Below are 18,421 nucleotides of genomic sequence, written 5' to 3'. Positions count from 1 at the left end.
AAATGATGAAGAAAACACGCTGGCTCTTTAATTAGGGCTTATAAAAACTTGAGCCGTGTGAGGGGAAACTCTCATGCACGGTTCTTAGAGGGGAAAGGGATAGTAATATCCCCGACCTACTCGACCAAGAAACTATTTTGACAAGGAATCTGCCTTTGATGATGAAATTTTTAAGGCAAAAGGCGATTATCTAGAAGAGATGGATGCTTTTGAAAATCTCTACGACATAGCAAGCGACTGCGGAAGATTAGATATAATCGCATCTGGGGACCTAGGAAATATTGCCAAGGGCCTAAGAGAATTTGAAGATCTGATAGATTTTATCGACCACATATTTTTAATCTTGCCAGATGCCAAGAAAATGGATAAGGAAGACCTTGAAGACCTTGATTTTATCTTAGGATCAGGCATAGAAATATTTGCCATAGATGAGAAATTTGCAAAAAAATTCACCCTTGATGATGAAGATTTGGAAAAAATCAAAAACTCCGACCCAAATTTAGCAAGGATTTTGGAAAATTATGATAAAGAAGCCCTTGCTGGAGCCCTCCTTCTCTACCTATCCCAAAGGCCAGAAGCCTTTATCTTTGATGCGGCAGGTCTTAAGGTTAATTTTGATGAAAAGACAATCGACCATTCATCACAAAGACCAAAGGCCTATCTGGTAAATAAGGTGAACGAAGAAAGCTTTTATGACTACCTAAGAGGAGTCCTATGCAATTAAGGATGCCAGGGCCAAGGATTAGAAAAACAGGTTTAGCTGTCCTTATTTCCATGATCATATCCCATTTTAGGCCAGGCGAGGGCCTTGCCTTTTATTCGGCAATTGCTGCTATCATATGTATGCAGCAAAATGTCCACCAAACCTACCACAAGGGCCTGGGTAGGATAATAGGGACAATCTTTGGAGGCTTTGTGGGCCTTTTCTACCTTTTGATTTTCCCAGCTGGGTCAATTCCTGATCTTTTAAGGCTGATTATAACGGCAATCCTTGTGACAGTGGTAATATGGGTTATGGCAAATATAAATAAAAAAGATGCTGTATCCATAGCTGGCATTGTATTTTTGTCAGTTACTATCAACCACGCAGGCGACCTAGTGCCTTTTAATTTCGCCATCAACAGGATAATCGACACCCTAATCGGAGTCCTTGTGGCTTTTTATGTAAATTATATAGATTTTAAGATTAAAGAATCGTAATTTTAGACTTTTAAGAGCTAAATTTAGCTCCTTTTTTATATTTATTTTATCAAATTCCTAAAATGTGGTATAGTAGGGGGGATAGAATATTGCATAGAAAAGAAAGGATTATTATGAAAAAACTTACTACTCAGAAACTCGTATACATGGGTTTATTTACAGCTCTAGTGTACATATTTTCAAGGTTTTTCCAAATTCCAATAGTAACTCCGCTTGGACAAACTAGGTTTCATTTGGGAAATGTATTTTGCCTTTTAGCAGGCCTTCTTTTAGGTCCAGTCAATGGTGGACTTGCAGCAGGTGTGGGCTCAGCTTTATTTGACTTATTTGACCCAGTTTACTTCACATCAGCTCCAGTTACCTTTATCACTAAATTTGCCATGGCCTTTGTAGCAGGCATGATTTACAAAAATAGGAAAGAACTTGTAGATAAACCAAAAATTGTTATCGGATCAATTTTAGGCCAAATCACCTATGTGGTTTTATACCTAGGTAAGACCTTTATTAAAAATAAATTTATCCTTGGTCTAACCCTAGAAGCGACTATGGCAGAAGTAATCCAAAAGGCAGGAGTATCACTTACAAATGCGGTTATTTCAATAATCATAGCATCAATTTTGGCTATTCCTCTCCTAAAAGCTGTAAAATTTGGCGACTAGTCTCCCAAATTGGGTAAATATTAATAATAAGTAGCCCAAGATAAGGAGATTAGACATGCAAAGAAGAGAGAAAAGATTTGAAATAGCTTGTCCCAAGTGTGGGGTAAGCTTTGAAAAAGACTTGCCAACAGCAATTTTTGCTGATAAGCCAGAAAGAAATGAGATTTTAGAGGGGATATTTGGGGAAATGACTTGCCCAGAATGTGGCAGGGCCTTTATCCTAAACTACCGCTTTGCCTATACAGATGAGTCAAAGTCTTTTATGATTATAAATGATCCAGACTTCATCGACAAGAAGGCAAGGCTAGCCTTTTCCACATCCCTTGGCCTAATTGGCCTAGATAGGAAAAACGAGCTTTATAAGCACAGGCTAAGAATAACTTACGACTATCCATCCCTCAAGGAGAAGATTTTAATCTTCGAAAAAGGCCTTGATGATAGGGTAATTGAGCTTATGAAATATTTCCTAGTCCATTCCGATGACTTTGCTTATAAGGTAGAACAAATCAAAAGCTTCTACTATGGGGCAGACAATAAATTCTACCTAGAAACAGCCCTCAATGTAGGGGCAAGCCTAGATTTTTCACAAACCCTATATGATACAATCGTAAATAATTACGGGGAAATCATCAAAAAAGACCTAAATCATTTGATAGATAGGTCCTGGGCAGAGGAATTTTTGAGGACTAAATAAAATATTTTAATCATTTAAAAAGACTTGACTATTTGATTAGCCTAGTCTTTTTTTGAATATTTTGTATAATTTCCCTATGAAGATAAAATTAGAAGAAAAAAAACAAAGAAAAATCGTATATGATATCCTAAATATATTTTTTGACCACGAGGATATAAATTTCACTGATGATGATTTTGACTTAAGTCTCGGCCAGGAAGAAATTATTTATAAGGGTAAATCCTATCCATATGCTGATAATAAGGACCTAAAAGCAAAACTTTATGAAATTTTATCGGCTCTTACTGGCTATAAGTCACCTTGGGGGACCCTTACAGGATCAAAGCCATCCAAGCTTTTAAAAGCTAAGAGTTTAGAAGAAATCAAAGAGACCTACAAGGTCTCAGATGAGAAAATTAGGCTCTTAGAAGAGGTTAAGAGCGAACAAGAAAGGCTATCCTTTGATGAGAAAGCCTTTAGCCTTTATATAAATATCCCTTTTTGTCCCACTAGGTGTGATTATTGCTCCTATCCGACTTTAGTTGGTCCCCACCACGACAGGGGAGCCTATGTGGAATATTTAATCAGAGAGATAGAAGAAAGCAGTCTTCCAAGGACCCTTGATGCAATTTATATAGGTGGAGGTACTCCTTCATTTTTAGGGGCAGATGAGATTAAAAATTTGCTTGCTGCCATAAATAATAAATTTACCTACCAGGAATTTACCTTTGAGGCTGGCAGGGAAGATACGCTTGATAAGGCCAAGCTTGAGGTCCTAAAGGCAGGAGGAGTTGAGAGGATTTCCCTAAATCCTCAGACCTTTAATAAAAATATCCTAAAGTCTCTCAACAGGCCCTATGATTATGACCATTTCCTAAATATTTATAAAAAGGCAAGGGACCTTGGCTTTATAATAAATATGGACTTTATAATAGGTCTAGAAGGAGAAAATTCAAAAGATTTTGCCAAGAATTTTAAAATCCTAGGAGAACTCTTACCGGATAATATCACCTTCCACGCCCTTGCTATAAAGTCTGGGTCAAAGTATAAGGAGAAAGATTTGGCTGGTGAGAGAGACCAAGCCCTTATAATTTCAGAAAAAATTGATGAATTTACTAGGAAATTTTCCTACAAGCCCTACTATCTTTATAGGCAAAAAAATATCGTATCTAACCTCGAAAATGTCGGTTATCAAAGAAATAATACATCGCAGAGGTATAATATTATTATTAATGAAGAAATCTCAAATATTATTGGCCTGGGCATGAATGCCAATTCCAAGCTTAAAAATGGAAATAAATTCAGAAATCCTAGAAATTTAAGAGATTATTACCAGGATTTTGATGAGATTTTAAGGGCCAAAAATAAGATGATTAAAGAATATTTGGAGGATATAAATGGATAAAGCTTATTCAGATTACGTATTTAAATTTTTTAGACAATTAGCAGAAATTCCTAGAGAAAGCGGCAATGAAAAGGAAGTATCTGACTTTCTTGTGAATTTTGCCAAGGAAAGAAACCTAGAAGTAAGCCAAGATGAGGCCCTAAATGTGATTATTAGAAAGCCTGCATCAAAAGGCTACGAAGATCATCCAATAGTTGCCCTTCAAGGCCACATGGATATGGTTTGTGTAAAAGTTGAAGGAAGCAATCACGATTTTGAAAAAGACCCAATCAAACTAATTGAAGAAGACGGCTGGATTACAGCTGATGGAACAACTCTAGGGGCAGATGATGGCATAGGTGTTGCCTTTATCATGGCTGTTTTAGACGATGATTCCCTAAAACATGGCCCAATCGAGGCAATTATCACAACTGAAGAAGAAACCTCAATGGGTGGTGCAGGCAGACTTGACCTTAGCCAAATTACAGCCAAATACCTAATTAACATAGATTCTGAAGAAGAAGGAATCCTAACTGTAGGCTGTGCAGGGGGTCTTGACCTTGAAGTAAACTTCCCTAAAGAATATGAACAGCCACTTGGAGACTTTGTAGAAGTTGGCCTAAAAGGCTTTGCAGGCGGCCATTCAGGTATGGAAATAGATGAATTTAGGCTAAATGCTATAAAAACCCTAGCTCGCCTTATCCAAGGCATAGATGGCCTACAAATTGCAAGGGCAAATGGCGGAGTTAAGAGAAATGCCATCCCATCAGCAGCAAGTGCTGTATTTGCAGTAGCAAATAGAGAAGATGCAATAAAAATAATCAATGAAAGAATTGCAGAAGTTAGAAACGAATACAAGGATGTAGATCCAGATGGGGAAATTTGGGTAAAAGAAGCTAATTTTGATGGCAAGGTCCTAAGCAAAGACCTTTCAAAGAGAATTATTGACTTTTTATACACAATCCACGATGGTCTATATAAAAAGGTAGACGGATCAATTGTCACAAGCTCAAACCTTGGCCTTCTAGAAGATAGGGAAGATTCAATCTTTGTCAACCTCATGAATAGGTCAGAAATCGACTCTCAAAAGGAAGACTGGGCCAAAAAACAAGCCCTCCTTGTAGAATATTTTGGCGGAAATTCTGAAGTTGTAAGTGAATATTCTGGCTGGCAAAGGGAAGATTCTCCAATAATCGATCTTGCAAAAGAAGTTTGGAAGGATGTTCACGGAGATGAAATGGAAGTTTCTACAACTCATGGTGGCCTAGAATGCGGACTTTTCAAAAAGACCCTCAAAGATACAGAGATGATCTCCTTCGGTCCTGATATAGAAGGTGCCCACTCACCAGCAGAAAGGGTAAATATAGAATCAGTAGCAAATAACTACAAATTCCTAGTAGAATTACTTGAAAGAATTTAGTTAAATTAGCAATAGCTGAAATCTGCGAGGGTTTCAGCTATATTTTAATTATTTATAAAATCGTTTGCAAATTAACAAAATTCGAGTATCCTTATATTAGGGAAAAGAATATATGACGAAGGAGGTATCATGTACGAACAAAAAGTAACGCTTTCGAATGAAATTGGTTTACATGCTAGACCAGCATCCATATTTATAAGACAAGCCGTTCAATTTCCTTGTGATATAAGTGTCGAAAAAGCAGGCAGGTCATACAATGCCAAGTCTATCATGTCAGTTCTGAGCATGAGTGCTTCTAAAGGCGATGACATAATCATAAGAGCAGAAGGCGATGAAGAAGAAGAAGCCGTTAAATCGCTAATAGATTTAGTAGAAAATAAGCTAAATAACTATTAGCATATAAATACTTACTTACTAACAAACATCAAGACGAGCAAGGGCTCGTTTTTTTGTGCCCTTTGGGGTATTGTGATTAGTGGAAGTTTATTGATAATCCCTAGTAAAAAGGTATGATTTAAGAGTAGAAAAAAAAGAGAAGTATAAAGAGGTAGATATGACTGAATTATTAAAAATAGAAAATCTTCACGTTTCAGCGAAAGATAAAGATATATTAAAGGGTATTGACCTTAAGGTAGGAAAGGGCGAGGTCCACGTAGTCATGGGGGCTAATGGATCAGGTAAATCAACCCTTATGAATGCCATCATGGCCAATCCTATTTATGAAGTTAAGGAAGGAAAGATTTATTTTGAAGGCGAAGATATAACAGATCTTAGCGTTGATAAGAGAGCTAGACTTGGTATCTTTATGTCCTTCCAACATCCAGATGAGATTCCTGGTGTAAAATTATCAGACTTTCTAAGAATTTCTGAAGAGCAAATCACAGGTTCTAAGCCAAAAATTCTTGCCTTCAATAAAAAATTACAAAAAGAGATGGAAGACCTTAAGCTTAATGATTCTTATGCCAATAGGTATGTAAATGTAGGTTTTTCTGGTGGAGAGAGAAAGAAATCAGAAATCCTACAAATGCAAATGCTAAGTCCAAAGCTTGCCCTACTTGATGAGACAGACTCAGGTCTTGATGTTGATGCGGTAAGGATTGTATCAAAGGGTATAGAAGACTTCCTAGATGGGGAAAAATCTGTAATAATCATCACCCACCACAGGGAAATTTTAGCCAATATCAAGGCTGACTATGTGCACATTCTAAAAGATGGCAAGATCAAATATTCAGGAGGCGATGACCTAATGGATAGGATCGAAGCTGAAGGATACGAATGGGTGTAATATGAAAGAAATCAATATTGAAGACCAACTAACGGATATTGACCGCGGTTATTATGACTTTTTTAATGAATTTATTTATTCAGATATCACTGAAAAGGGTCTAAATGCTGATATAGTCAACGAAATATCCGATAAGAAAAATGAACCAGAATGGATGAGAAAGAGAAGATTAAAATCTCTTGAAATATTTGAAAAGACACCAAACCCTTCTTGGGGACCAGACTTATCTGAGCTTGATATGGCAGATATCACTACCTATGTCAAGCCACCAACAGATAAGAAAACTGCCTGGGAAGCCCTACCTGAAGATATAAAAGATACCTTCGATAGGCTTGGAATACCACAAGCTGAGCAAGAAAGCCTTGCAGGTGTAGGTGCACAATACGATAGTGAGGAAGTTTACCACTCTATCCAAAAACACCTAGAAGACCAGGGAGTAATCTTTATGGACTTCACCTCAGCTATTAGAGAGCATGAAGACCTAGTCAAAAAATATTTCCAAAAGGCAATCCCACCTACACTTCATAAGTATGCAGCCCTTCACGGTGCCGTTTGGTCAGGTGGTTCCCTAATCTATGTACCAGAAGGAGTAAAGGTAGATATACCTCTCCAATCCTACTACAGGCTAAATGCCCCAGGAGCTGGACAATTTGAACACACAATGATAATAGCAGAAGATAATTCTAGGGTTCACTTCATAGAAGGTTGTTCTGCGCCAAAATACAATGTCGTAAACCTACACGCAGGTTCAGTAGAAATTTTTGTCGGCAAAAATGCCGAAGTAAGGTTCTCAACTATAGAAAACTGGTCAAGGAATATGTATAACCTAAACACCAAACGTGCCATAATCCAAGAAGGCGGCAAGATGATTTGGGTATCAGGATCCTTTGGATCAAAGGTATCCATGCTTTATCCAACTTCAGTCCTTGCTGGTAGAAAGGCCAGAGCAGAATATACAGGTATTACCTTTGCAGGTGATGGCCAATATATAGACAATGGTTGCTCTATGATCCACCTTGCTCCAGAAACCTATTCAACAGCCCTAACCAAGTCAATTACAGCAGGCAATGGTAAGTCCATGACTCGTTCCCTAGTTGAAATGAGGAAAAACTCAGCCGGTTCAAAATCAACCGTAGACTGTGAAAACCTCATGATTTCAGAAGGTTCCCAGTCAGATACCATACCAGTGCTTGATATTAGAAATGACGATGTAGACTGTGGACATGAGGCGAAAATCGGTTCAATTGACCAAAGCCAGGTATTTTACCTAATGAGCAGGGGAATTCCAGAAGATGAGGCTAAGTCAATGATAGTAAGAGGTTTTGCAGAGCCAGTATCAAAGCTCTTGCCTCTAGAATATGCAGTTGAGATGAATAATCTAATCGATATGGAACTTGAAGGAGCAAACGGCTGATGACAAAGATAAATCAAATGAGACAGCCAACTTGGGCCTACCTAGGACTAAATTCGGCTGATTATGAATTAGTAGAAATAGAAAGAATTCCTTTTGAAAATGCAAACTCAGAAGGAAGCTTAGATATAGTAGATGAGGCTTTTGCTAGCGAAATTTACGGCCTAAGCGATGAAATAAAAAAAGAAAACAAAGACTTTAGAAATTATTACAAGGCTTATGATATCAAGGATAAAAAGGACACAGAATTTATTCACTTTAAGCTTGATGATGAAAATAATATCCTGGTTTCTGCCATAGACATAAATGCAGGAAGGGATTCTGAGTCTTCCTTCTTGGTTGATTTTTCTGACCAAGGAGCCAAAAAAGCTTTTATCAACTCACAAATAAGAGTGAATCTTGAAGAGGATTCTAAGGTGAAATTAGTAGTCCTTGTAAATCTATTAAGTGAGGCGACAAACCTTAACTCCATAGCCACAAGGCTAGGAGATAGGGCAGAGCTTGATATCACCTATATAGAAATAGGAGCCAGCCAATCTATGGTCAACATCAGAAATATCCTAAGAGGTCATAAGGCCAAGGTCATAGAAGATGGTATTTACTTCAAATCCAAGGAAGAATACCTAGACCTAATGGCTGTAAATGAACACTACGGCCTAGAGACAGACTCATCTGCCCTCTTTAACGGGGCCTTAAAAGAAAGAGCTGAAAAGAATTTTAAGGGCATAGTAGACCTTAGACGTGGATGTACCAAGGCAGATGGCAAGATAGGAGATTATTCTATGATGCTATCAGATAAGGTCATCAATAAGTCTGCCCCAATCCTTCTCAATGAAGAAAGAGAAGTAGCAGGCAAGCATGCCGCAAGCGTGGGCAGGATGAACAGGGAAATGCTCTTTTACATCATGAGCCGTGGCTTTAGCAAAAAGCAAGCAGAATCAATGATGCTAGAGGCAAACTTTGCCCCTGCCATAGATAAAATTGAGGATGAAGATCTAAGAAATCACATCAAAGACCAAGTCCACAAGCTAAATAGCAGGCATTAATATGGATATAGAAAAAATTAGAAATGACTTTTCCTACCTTGACTCAAAAAAGGTAGGAAAGGATGTAATATACCTAGACACAGCAGCAACTAGCCAAAAACCTAACAGGGTCATAGAAGCTGTTGATTCTTATTATAAGTACAAAAACGCCAATCCCCACAGGGGAGCCCACTATTTGTCATGGGTAGCTACAGAGGCCTATGAAAATGGTAGGGATGTCATAAAGAAATTTATAAATGCAGGATCAAGGAATGAAATAGTCTACACCAAGACTACAACCGAAGCCTTAAATCTCTTGGCCTATTCCTATGGCCTAGACAATCTAAAGGCAGGCGATGAGATCCTAATCACAATCCTAGAGCACCACGCAAATCTCGTTCCTTGGCAAATGGTAGCCAAGGCTACAGGGGCAAAGCTAGTCTATGCCTACCTTAAGGAAGATGCTTCCCTAGATTATGATGACCTAAAAGCAAAGATAAACGATAAGACAAAAATTGTCTCCGTAACAGGAGCTTCAAATGTCACAGGCGAGATTATTGATGTCAAAAAAATAATCACCTGGGCCAAAGAAGTAGGAGCTACAACTATAGTAGATGCAGCCCAATTAATAGCCCACAAGAAGGTCGATGTAAGAGATTTAGATTGTGATTTTCTAGTCTTTTCAGGCCATAAAATCTACGCCCCAATGGGCATAGGCGTCCTTTATGGCAAAGCTGAGCTTTTAGATAAGATGAAGCCTTTTAATCTAGGCGGAGATATGATAGAATATGTCTATGAAGATTATTCAACTTTTGCAAAAGCACCCCTCAAATTTGAGGCGGGTACACCAAATGTAGGTGGGGTAATAGGTCTGGTTGAAGCGATAAAATATGTAGAAGAAATCGGTATGGATCAAATCCACGCTCATGAGATGGAACTAACAGAATATGCCTATGACCTAATTAAGGACATAGAAAATATAAAGATAGTTCATCCAAAATCTGCCGAAGAAGGAGCCCTAATCTCCTTCGCCTTCACAGACATCCACCCACACGACATAGCCTCAATCCTTGACAGCAAGGGGATAGCAGTAAGAAGCGGCCACCACTGTGCCATGCCACTTCATACCTATCTTGGCCTAAGCTCCACAGCCCGAGCCTCCTTTGCCATTTATAACACCAGGGAAGAGGTCGAAATCTTTGCAAAAGAGCTTAGAAATGTAAGAAAGGTAATGGGACTATAATGGATATGCAAGAAATATATAGTCAGATAATCCTAGATCATTCAAGAAATCAAGCCAACAAGCATGACCTAGAAGATCCTGACATCAAAGAAGACGGCCACAACCCATCTTGTGGTGACGAGATAGTATTACAACTAAAATTAGATGGAGATAAAATCGTAGATGCAGCCTTCACAGGCGATGGTTGTGCCATAAGCCAGGCAGCCACATCAGTAATGTGTGACATGCTAATAGGCAAAACCAAAGAACAGGCTGACAAGATGGCAGACATCTACCAAAGAATGATCAAAAGAGAAGATGTGACAGATGAAGAGCTAGAAGAATTAGAAGATGCAGTAGCCTTCCAAAACATCAGAAACATGCCACAAAGGGTAAACTGTGCTCTTTTGTCATGGAACACCCTAAGGGCAGTCTTAGATGAAGAAAAATAAGCTAGAAAACTTAGAATTCATCACATCCCTAATCACAGCAGGCCTAGTCTACATCCTTTGTTTCCTCCAATACAAAAAGGAAAACAAATTTTGGTGGCTAATCCTAATAGTAGCCCTCCTAATGAGTGCTAATGCTTATGTAAAATACAAAAAAATTGAAAATATCAAAAGCGACTTATAGGAAATGTTAAAATTGAATCAAAAAATAAGGAAAATATGAAAATTGAAGATATTTGATTATTATTTTCCTTAATCCTAAGTATGGGCAATTTCGATGATAAATTGATCTCCATAAACCCCTTAAGCTGATTAGCTTAATGCCTATATAGGAAATCTAGGACTTAAAGTCTAAAGACCCAAAGGGATATCAGAGCGTAGACAAAATCCAAAAACGCTTATCCAACTACAGAAATTTAGAAATTCTAAATCTTATAATACTGTAAATCGCAAACTCGCTAAGGCTCAAACAGTGCGATTTACGTTCGTATTATTTCGATTTGAATTTCTTAAAATTTCTTTCGAATGGAACGCTTCCTTTTGGATTTTGTCACTTTGTCAACAGTCTGAGACCCAGAGGGGTCTTTATTATTTGCTTTTGTAAGAAGTTTTGTAAATAAATGTAAAAAATAAAGAAGATTAGTATATTATTAAACAAAAAAGCACCCTTCAATTAGCTTAGCTAATTGGGGGTGTTTTTATGGTATTTAAAACTTAGATTTTAATTAATTGTAATCTCAAATTTAAAGGAATTTATATTTCCGTTATACCAAGCTTCAGAGTATTCTAGAGGTAGATCTTTGTGATAACCTATTGTTTTAAAGAAAAATAATGGGTCCCCACAAGCTATATTTAACAGTGAAGCTGAGAGTTCATCCGATATTTTCATCTCTAGTATTCTGCTAACTTTATTTATTTTGTAACCTAGCTGGTCTAGGCAAGTATATAAACTAACTGAAGAATAGTCTATTCCTATTAAATTTTCTAATCCATCATAAGGAAGGTAGGTGTTTACCAATACTGCTGGTATACTATCAGCGTATCTAAGTCTACATATTTTGATTACTTTGCTTTTGGATTTTTGATGTAGTGCATTTGCGACACGTTCTGGACATTCGACAAGGTCAGAAGATATTAATTTAGTTCTAGGTATAATACCTTTGGCCTTCATATCATCATTGAAACTCTTTATTATATTTGTAAAATCCTGAGTTATTTTTTTGTTTTTTACAAAAGTACCCTTACCTTTTACCCTATCAAGATAACCTTCATCAACCAAGGCTTGAATGGCTTGTCTGACTGTAGGACGACTGACCCCATATTCAAGAGCCAAATCAGTTTCTTTAGGAATCATTTCATTTATTTCAAAGGTAGAGTCTTTAATTTTTTCTAATAAATCGTCCCTAATGATTTCGTAAAGTTTTTTTTTCAAATTTGTATTAATTAGATTTCAATAGAGCCTTTATCAGATATTAGTTTTTCTAATTCTTCGCTAATTGCTATTCCTGAACTAGTACCAATTCTTTCTGCTCCATTTTTAATCATAGCTATGAATGTATCTACATCTCTGATTCCGCCAGCAGCCTTAACTTTTACAGTATCGCCAACAACTTCCTTCATAAGCTTAACATCTTCTACTGTTGCGCCTGAAGGACCAAAACCTGTTGATGTTTTAATAAAGTCAGGTTTTACTTCTTTTGAAATTTCAGCAAGTTTTCTAATTTGATCTTTGTTTAGATAGCAGTTTTCAAATATAACTTTAGAAATTACATTATTATCTCTACAAATTTTTACAATTTGTTCCATTTCATCTTTAATATAGTCAAAATTACCATCAACAACTTCTGTTAAATTGATAACATAATCAATTTCATCAGCACCGTTTTTAATTGCATCTTCTGTTTCAAAAACTTTTGTAGCTATTGTCTGTTGGCCTAGAGGAAATCCAATAGCTGCGCCAACATGAACATCTGAGTCTTTTAAAAATTCTGCACATGCCTTGCTTTGAACAGAGTTGATTGCAACCATTTTGAAATTATAGTCAACAGCTTCTTGGCATAATTTCTTCATGTCTTCTCTGCTTGCATCAGCATGTAAGTTTGTGTGATCAACAAATCTAGTTAATTCCTTGAGTGTGTACTGTCTTGTCATTTTTAAACCTCCACGTATATGTTATTACATAGTATATATTACCATGTTTCAAAGAAATATCAAGAAATATTTTAAAAACGACTTGACAATTAGATTTGTAAAGGTTATCATATTACTTAAGAATAGATATGTAATTACATATGTATATTTTAGGAGGTATTATGAAGCTATTATTAGTATCTCATGGTAATTTCTGCCACGGGATAAAAGAAAGCTATGAAATGATAGCAGGTCAAAATGATAATATCATTTCAATAAGCTTAGGTGATGATGGAATAGGCGTCTTCTCTGAAAAATTAAGAAGTAAACTTACTGAATTAATTGAGATCGACGAGGTATTAGTTCTTTCTGATATCCAGGGTGGAACTCCATATAATGAAGCTTATAGGTTTAAGCTAGAAAATCCTGGCAAAGTAGAGATTCTAGCAGGTATGAACCTACCTATGCTAATAGAATGTGGCACCAGCCTAGATATGAGCTCTTCTACTGAAGAATTAGTAAATATTGGTTTAAGTGTCGGTAAAGAATCTATTGTTAAATGTGAAATAGATGATTCAGACGACGATGATGATGATTTAGATTTTTAATTTATAAGGAGAAAGATATGACAATTACATTAGCAAGAGTTGACGACAGAGTTATTCACGGACAAACAATGACAAGATGGGCAGCATCAAGAAAATTAGACGCATTTGTAATCGCTAGTGATAAGGTTGCAAATGATGATTTAAGAAAAAAAGTTTTAAGATCAGCAGCCAATCCTTATAAACTAGGAATATACGACAATGAAACAGCCATTGAAAAAATCAAAATGGCAAGTGAATCTAAAAAGAATTTCTTTATTATATCTGATTCACCTCAAAACTTTGCAAAAATATTAAAACTTGGTGGAGATTTTGGTAAGGTATTAAATATTGGACCAATGAATACAAGACCAGGTGCAAAAGTATTAGGAAAAACAACAGCAATTGACCAAGCTGACTATGATGCTTTTGAGTATATGCACAATCATGGCATTGAACTTCAATTCCAAATTATCCCTGAGGATTCTATAAGAACATGGGAGCAAATCAAAAAGTTGTATGATGCTCAATAATAATTCGTTTATTTGAGGTTATTAGGTTCCTTTTAAAAACCTAAAGATATTATATAAGGAGATATTATGGATAATTTATTTTTACCAGCTCTTATTGCAGGCATATTTTGTTTTCTAGGTGCTATTGAAAGTCCATTCGCATTTGGTATGACAGGAGGTTTTTACATTTTAGGTAGACCTCTAGTTGCAGGACTTATTATGGGTTTAGCCTTTGGCGATGTAAAAGCAGGTGTTTTGTGTGGTGTTGCAGTACAAGGTGTATTTATAGCTAACCTTTCAACAGGTGGTACTACCAATAGTGAGATCACTTACGCAGGTTACGGTGGTATTGGTTTAGCAATGGCTACTGGAGGAAACCCCGCTATAGCTGTTACCCTATCTATATTGATTGGTCAAACATTCGGACTTATTTTCTACAATACAGGTAGAGCAGGATATTCTTTCTGGAATACTCGTGCACAAAAAGCAGCAGAAGAATTAGATTATGATGGCATTAGATTTAACCACATAATTGGACCAGCAATTACAACATTCTTACTAAGAGCAGTTCCTGTTTTCTTAGCAGTATATTTTGGTCAACCAATAGTTGACTGGCTATTAAATAGTATTCCTGAAAAAGTTACAGATATTATTACTATCTTAGGTGGTGTACTACCTGCTCTAGGAATCGCTATGTTGATGAACATTGTTATTAAAGAAAAGATTCACTTTATATTTTTCTTAGTTGGTTTTGCCCTAACAACTTTCGCAGGACTTCCAATGATTCCGGTTGTAATCCTATCTGCCCTAGTTGCATATATAGTATATTTGGCTTCAGGAAGTAGAACTGTTGTTGCTGAAACAAGCTCAGCTGAAAACGCAGACTACTATGAAGATGATGATTTATTTTAATTAACGGAGGGAAAACAATGACTAACAATAATAAAGAAAAATTAACTCCAAAAGAAAGAAAACAAATTTGGAAAAGATGGGGTTGCTCTCACTTAGCTTCAATGAGTTATGAAAAGTTGCAAGGACATGCTTGGGCATATACCTTCACACCATTTGCTAAAAAATACTACAGCGATGATCCTGAGGCAGCAAAAAGACTTATGGAAAGACATTCAATGTTTTACAATACAGAGCCTCAAACAGGACAACTTGTTACAGGTATTGTAACATCACTAGAAGAGCAAATCGCTCTAGGTGAAGAAATTTCTGAAGATATGCCAGTTAATATCAAAACTACTTTGATGGGACCTCTTGCTGGTATCGGTGATTCAATCATCCAAGGAATCATAGTTCCAACCTTGCTATCAATTGGTATGGGACTTGCAGCACAAGGAAGCGCCCTAGGCCCATTATTCTATATAATTTCCTATGCAATTATAGGAACCTTTATTACTTATATTTCATTTAACTATGGATATAAGCTTGGTATTAATGCGATTGATACAATAGTAGGTGAAAACGCTCAAAGAATTACAAGTGCATTTAACGTAGTAGGTGTTATGGTTGTTGGAGCTCTAGCAGCAGCAAACATAAACCTAACTACTAAAATTGAGATTCCAATGGGATCAGAAGTACAACAATTACAAGCACTACTAGATGGTATATTCCCAAAATTATTACCATTTGCAGTTGTCATGCTATCTTATTGGCTATTAAAACACAAAAAAGTATCTGCTACTAAAGTAATTTTAATTCTAGTTGCTATAGTATCTGTCGGCGTAATATTAGGATTATTTTAAGTAATTAGACTGTTGCAGACTATAAACTGTAACAGTCTATTTTTTAAGGAGAATTTCAATGATTATATTAAATACTGTTTCAAATGAAAAAGTATGGGGAACTAAAAGATTGTATGACTATTGTGGGGATAAAAAAATCGAAAAAATTGGCTCAGTCTATACAGCAAGTGGAATAAAAGAGATTTCTTGCGAAATTTTATATGGAGATGAGAATAAAGATCTTTATTCAGCTGTTAAAGCTAATCCAGAAAAATTTGGCTTAGTTGATGGTGTTGATTTTCCCCTAATAATTTCATTTACATCTGCTGATGAGGACTTAAGTATACAAGTCCACCCAACTGATGCTTATGCAAAAGAGCATGAAAACAAAATGATTGGCAAGAGTGAGGCCTGGTATTTCATAGAAAAGCCAAACAAAGGTTGGATACATGCAGAAACTGATATCGATGATAAGAAACTTATTAAAGATAAAATTCTTAATAAAGATTATGAGTCAGTTGTAAATAAGGTGAAAGTTGATGAAGATGATATAGTCTATGTAGAGGCAGGAACTCTTCACGCCCTAACAGAAGGATCATTAGTCTATGAAATCCAACAATCTTCAGATATTACCTATAGACTTTATGACTATGATAGGCTAGATAAAGATGGAAATCCTAGACAATTACACCTAGAAGATGGGATTACTACAATTGTATCTAGCAATAAAGTATCTATAAAAAACTTTGAAAATGATTCTGAATTGAAATATAAACCATTTAATTTATTGAGAACAAAAATAAGTGGCCAATATACAAACAATAATAAAATCGCCCAAGCAATAACAATTACAAAAGGAAGCGCTGTTATAGATAGTCATGAGCTTATCCAAGGTCAGAGTGTATTAATCCTACCTGGAGAAGGCGTAAATATCGATAAAGCAGCAGATGAAGTGGTGGTTGCTACACCAAATTTATATTTTTTATAAGGAGACGATTTGACTAATATTAAAATATGCCCATCATTGATGTGTGCGAATTTTGACAATTTAAAAGATGAAGTAGTTAGCCTAGATAAGTCAGGAGCAGATATTTTTCACATAGATATTATGGATGGAAACTTCGTGCCAAATTTTGGCATGGGTTTACAAGATATCAATACAGTCAGGAGAAATACAAACAAGGAAATTGATGTTCACTTGATGTCAATAAATGCAACTGATCACATAGAACTTTTTAAGAATGCGGGTGTAGACATAGTCTATGTCCATTCAGAAGGAGACCCTTTAATATCAACAACCCTGGCAAAAATAAAAGAAAATGGGATGAAAGTAGGCTTGGTTGTTAGTCCGAGCACAAGTGCCTATTCTATTATAGAGCTATTAAATTTAGCGGATATAGTTCTAGTAATGACAGTAAACCCAGGTTTTGCAGGCCAAAAATATTTAGATTATGTAGATGAAAAAATATTTAAACTTGCAGAATTAAAGTCTAAATACAATTTTGAAATATTTGTAGACGGAGCTATATCTGAAGAAAAGGTAAACTACCTAAAAAATAAAGGGGTAGATGGTTTTATTTTGGGGACATCTGCTTTGTTTGGCAAAGATGAATCATATGAAGAAATTATTAAGAGATTGAAATCTTAAAAGTAGGCAAAAATGAAATTAATAATAGATGATGCAAATATTGAAAATATAAGAAAAATATATGAATATTACCCAGTATCGGGCGTTACTACCAATCCGTCCATCCTAGCTAAAGCAGGTGGAAATCCACTTGAACATTTGCAAAAGATTAGACAAGTCATCGGTGAAGATCAACTCCATGTCCAAGTGCTTGAAGATAGGGCCGAAGAAATAATTAAGGAAGCAGAATTTCTAAATGAAAAGCTAGGTGCCAATACTTATGTTAAAGTTCCTGTCAATCCAGAGGGGCTAAAAGCTATTAAATACCTATCTAAGGAAGGGTTTAAAATCACAGCGACAGCAATATATTCAATAAACCAGGCATACTTGGCTGCTGAAGCAGGGGCAAATTATTTAGCTCCATACATTAACAGAATTGATAATCTTGGTTATGATGGGATTAGTATAGCAAAAAATATTCAGAAGATACTAATTGAAAATAAATATGAAATAGAAATCTTAGCTGCTAGTTTTAAAAATAGCAACCAATTAATTAGGTTGGCCGAGATAGGAATTGGATCCGCAACTTGTTCATCAGATGTAATTTTTAAATTAATTGATGATAAGAATATAGATGTTGCAATTAATGCCTTTAAAGATGATTTTTCAAAATTAAATCCAAGTAAAAAAACTTGGCTTGATTTTATATAAATCAAAAAGGTGCTGTTGCAAAAGTCCTGACACAGAAAAAAGGCGAGGAAAGTGAAATCCTCGTCTTTTTCTGATACAATGTATTTATGAAAACCGTTACAAATACATCATCATTAACTAATCTTACACTAGTTGGTGATACAATTCAATTAAAATTAAACTTTAACACAGAAATATACATCCAAGATGATATAAAACAAAGGCTTGTAAAAAATATAATTGAAAGGATAGACCTGACAGAACTAAAAAAAGTCTACTCATCATTTGGAAGGAAACCTACTGTAAATCCAGTAACAATGCTTCAAATAATAATATTCTGCTACTCTGAAGGAATATTCTCATCAAGAGAAATAGAAAAATCATGTAAATATGATCTAAGAATAAAATATCTTCTTGACG

Annotated in this window: 23 protein-coding genes; 21 read left to right on the top strand and 2 right to left on the bottom strand. The window is 35.9% G+C overall.

Annotated features, from left to right (window positions below):
- Positions 1–199: 199 nt before the first annotated feature.
- The 13 genes from NH286_RS08990 (at position 200) to NH286_RS08930 (ending at position 10,912) form a co-directional block, all read left to right on the top strand.
- Positions 200–724, top strand: a complete 525-nt coding sequence (locus NH286_RS08990; RefSeq protein WP_265238402.1) for a hypothetical protein — start codon at positions 200–202, stop codon at positions 722–724.
- Positions 715–1,200 (top strand): FUSC family protein, encoded by a 486-nt coding sequence (locus NH286_RS08985; protein WP_265238400.1) that lies wholly within the window; start codon positions 715–717, stop codon positions 1,198–1,200. The genes NH286_RS08990 and NH286_RS08985 overlap by 10 nt, the downstream gene beginning before the upstream one ends.
- Before the next feature lie 113 nt (positions 1,201–1,313).
- The gene (locus NH286_RS08980) at positions 1,314–1,859 is read left to right on the top strand and encodes an ECF transporter S component (protein WP_265238398.1); all 546 of its coding nucleotides are present in this window, start codon (positions 1,314–1,316) and stop codon (positions 1,857–1,859) included.
- A gap of 55 nt (positions 1,860–1,914) precedes the next feature.
- Positions 1,915–2,553 carry a CpXC domain-containing protein gene (locus NH286_RS08975; RefSeq protein ID WP_265238396.1) on the top strand — a complete coding sequence of 213 codons (639 nt, stop codon included), beginning with the start codon at positions 1,915–1,917 and terminating at the stop codon, positions 2,551–2,553.
- A 76-nt stretch (positions 2,554–2,629) separates the two neighbouring features.
- Positions 2,630–3,937, top strand: a complete 1,308-nt coding sequence (gene hemZ, locus NH286_RS08970; protein WP_265238394.1) for a coproporphyrinogen dehydrogenase HemZ — start codon at positions 2,630–2,632, stop codon at positions 3,935–3,937.
- The gene (locus NH286_RS08965) at positions 3,930–5,336 is read left to right on the top strand and encodes an aminoacyl-histidine dipeptidase (RefSeq protein ID WP_106461455.1); all 1,407 of its coding nucleotides are present in this window, start codon (positions 3,930–3,932) and stop codon (positions 5,334–5,336) included. Before hemZ ends, NH286_RS08965 begins: the two co-directional genes overlap by 8 nt.
- Positions 5,337–5,465: 129 nt before the next feature.
- Complete coding sequence (locus NH286_RS08960) at positions 5,466–5,732, top strand: HPr family phosphocarrier protein (protein ID WP_106461456.1); 267 nt, start codon at positions 5,466–5,468, stop codon at positions 5,730–5,732.
- A 157-nt stretch (positions 5,733–5,889) separates the two neighbouring features.
- Entirely contained in the window at positions 5,890–6,621 is a 732-nt protein-coding gene (sufC, locus tag NH286_RS08955; protein WP_265238392.1) for a Fe-S cluster assembly ATPase SufC, read from the top strand.
- Between the two features lies 1 nt (position 6,622).
- Complete coding sequence (gene sufB, locus NH286_RS08950) at positions 6,623–8,035, top strand: Fe-S cluster assembly protein SufB (protein WP_265238390.1); 1,413 nt, start codon at positions 6,623–6,625, stop codon at positions 8,033–8,035.
- Positions 8,035–9,078 (top strand): SufD family Fe-S cluster assembly protein, encoded by a 1,044-nt coding sequence (locus NH286_RS08945; RefSeq protein ID WP_265238387.1) that lies wholly within the window; start codon positions 8,035–8,037, stop codon positions 9,076–9,078. The genes sufB and NH286_RS08945 overlap by 1 nt, the downstream gene beginning before the upstream one ends.
- Position 9,079: 1 nt before the next feature.
- Positions 9,080–10,300: a cysteine desulfurase gene (locus NH286_RS08940; protein ID WP_265238385.1), complete on the top strand. Its 1,221-nt coding sequence runs from the start codon at positions 9,080–9,082 to the stop codon at positions 10,298–10,300.
- On the top strand, positions 10,300–10,731 hold the full coding sequence (sufU, locus tag NH286_RS08935; protein ID WP_106461461.1) for a Fe-S cluster assembly sulfur transfer protein SufU: 432 nt from the start codon (positions 10,300–10,302) through the stop codon (positions 10,729–10,731). Before NH286_RS08940 ends, sufU begins: the two co-directional genes overlap by 1 nt.
- Positions 10,718–10,912 (top strand): hypothetical protein, encoded by a 195-nt coding sequence (locus tag NH286_RS08930; protein WP_265238383.1) that lies wholly within the window; start codon positions 10,718–10,720, stop codon positions 10,910–10,912. The genes sufU and NH286_RS08930 overlap by 14 nt, the downstream gene beginning before the upstream one ends.
- 537 nt (positions 10,913–11,449) lie before the next feature.
- On the opposite strand, the gene NH286_RS08925 is transcribed toward NH286_RS08930, so the two are convergent.
- Entirely contained in the window at positions 11,450–12,160 is a 711-nt protein-coding gene (locus NH286_RS08925) for a GntR family transcriptional regulator (protein ID WP_265238381.1), read from the bottom strand.
- Positions 12,161–12,171: 11 nt separating this feature from the next.
- Positions 12,172–12,879 (bottom strand): deoxyribose-phosphate aldolase, encoded by a 708-nt coding sequence (gene deoC / locus NH286_RS08920; protein ID WP_265238379.1) that lies wholly within the window; start codon positions 12,877–12,879, stop codon positions 12,172–12,174.
- A gap of 161 nt (positions 12,880–13,040) precedes the next feature.
- Between deoC and NH286_RS08915 the strand changes: the two genes are divergently transcribed.
- The 8 genes from NH286_RS08915 to NH286_RS08880 all read left to right on the top strand — a co-directional run.
- Positions 13,041–13,466 carry a PTS sugar transporter subunit IIA gene (locus NH286_RS08915; RefSeq protein ID WP_265238378.1) on the top strand — a complete coding sequence of 142 codons (426 nt, stop codon included), beginning with the start codon at positions 13,041–13,043 and terminating at the stop codon, positions 13,464–13,466.
- Positions 13,467–13,483: 17 nt separating this feature from the next.
- Complete coding sequence (locus tag NH286_RS08910; protein WP_265238377.1) at positions 13,484–13,975, top strand: PTS system mannose/fructose/N-acetylgalactosamine-transporter subunit IIB; 492 nt, start codon at positions 13,484–13,486, stop codon at positions 13,973–13,975.
- Between the two features lie 66 nt (positions 13,976–14,041).
- Positions 14,042–14,866, top strand: coding sequence for a PTS mannose/fructose/sorbose/N-acetylgalactosamine transporter subunit IIC (locus tag NH286_RS08905; RefSeq protein WP_265238376.1), 825 nt, complete (start codon positions 14,042–14,044; stop codon positions 14,864–14,866).
- Positions 14,867–14,883: 17 nt separating this feature from the next.
- A complete protein-coding gene (locus NH286_RS08900; protein WP_265238375.1) occupies positions 14,884–15,705 on the top strand; it encodes a PTS system mannose/fructose/sorbose family transporter subunit IID in 822 nt (273 codons plus the stop codon).
- A 58-nt stretch (positions 15,706–15,763) separates the two neighbouring features.
- The gene (locus tag NH286_RS08895; protein ID WP_265238374.1) at positions 15,764–16,672 is read left to right on the top strand and encodes a class I mannose-6-phosphate isomerase; all 909 of its coding nucleotides are present in this window, start codon (positions 15,764–15,766) and stop codon (positions 16,670–16,672) included.
- A gap of 9 nt (positions 16,673–16,681) precedes the next feature.
- Positions 16,682–17,332, top strand: a complete 651-nt coding sequence (locus NH286_RS08890; protein ID WP_265238373.1) for a ribulose-phosphate 3-epimerase — start codon at positions 16,682–16,684, stop codon at positions 17,330–17,332.
- A gap of 12 nt (positions 17,333–17,344) precedes the next feature.
- Positions 17,345–18,022: a transaldolase family protein gene (locus NH286_RS08885; protein WP_265238372.1), complete on the top strand. Its 678-nt coding sequence runs from the start codon at positions 17,345–17,347 to the stop codon at positions 18,020–18,022.
- An 86-nt stretch (positions 18,023–18,108) separates the two neighbouring features.
- The coding region (locus NH286_RS08880; RefSeq protein WP_265238371.1) for a transposase at positions 18,109–18,421 on the top strand (313 nt) is incomplete at its 3' end.

Source organism: Anaerococcus sp. NML200574 (genome assembly GCF_026131665.1).
Taxonomy (GTDB): Bacteria; Bacillota; Clostridia; order Tissierellales; family Peptoniphilaceae; genus Anaerococcus; species Anaerococcus kampingae.
Note: the sequence above shows the minus strand (reverse complement) of the source record. Positions and strands in the feature narration are given on the sequence as shown.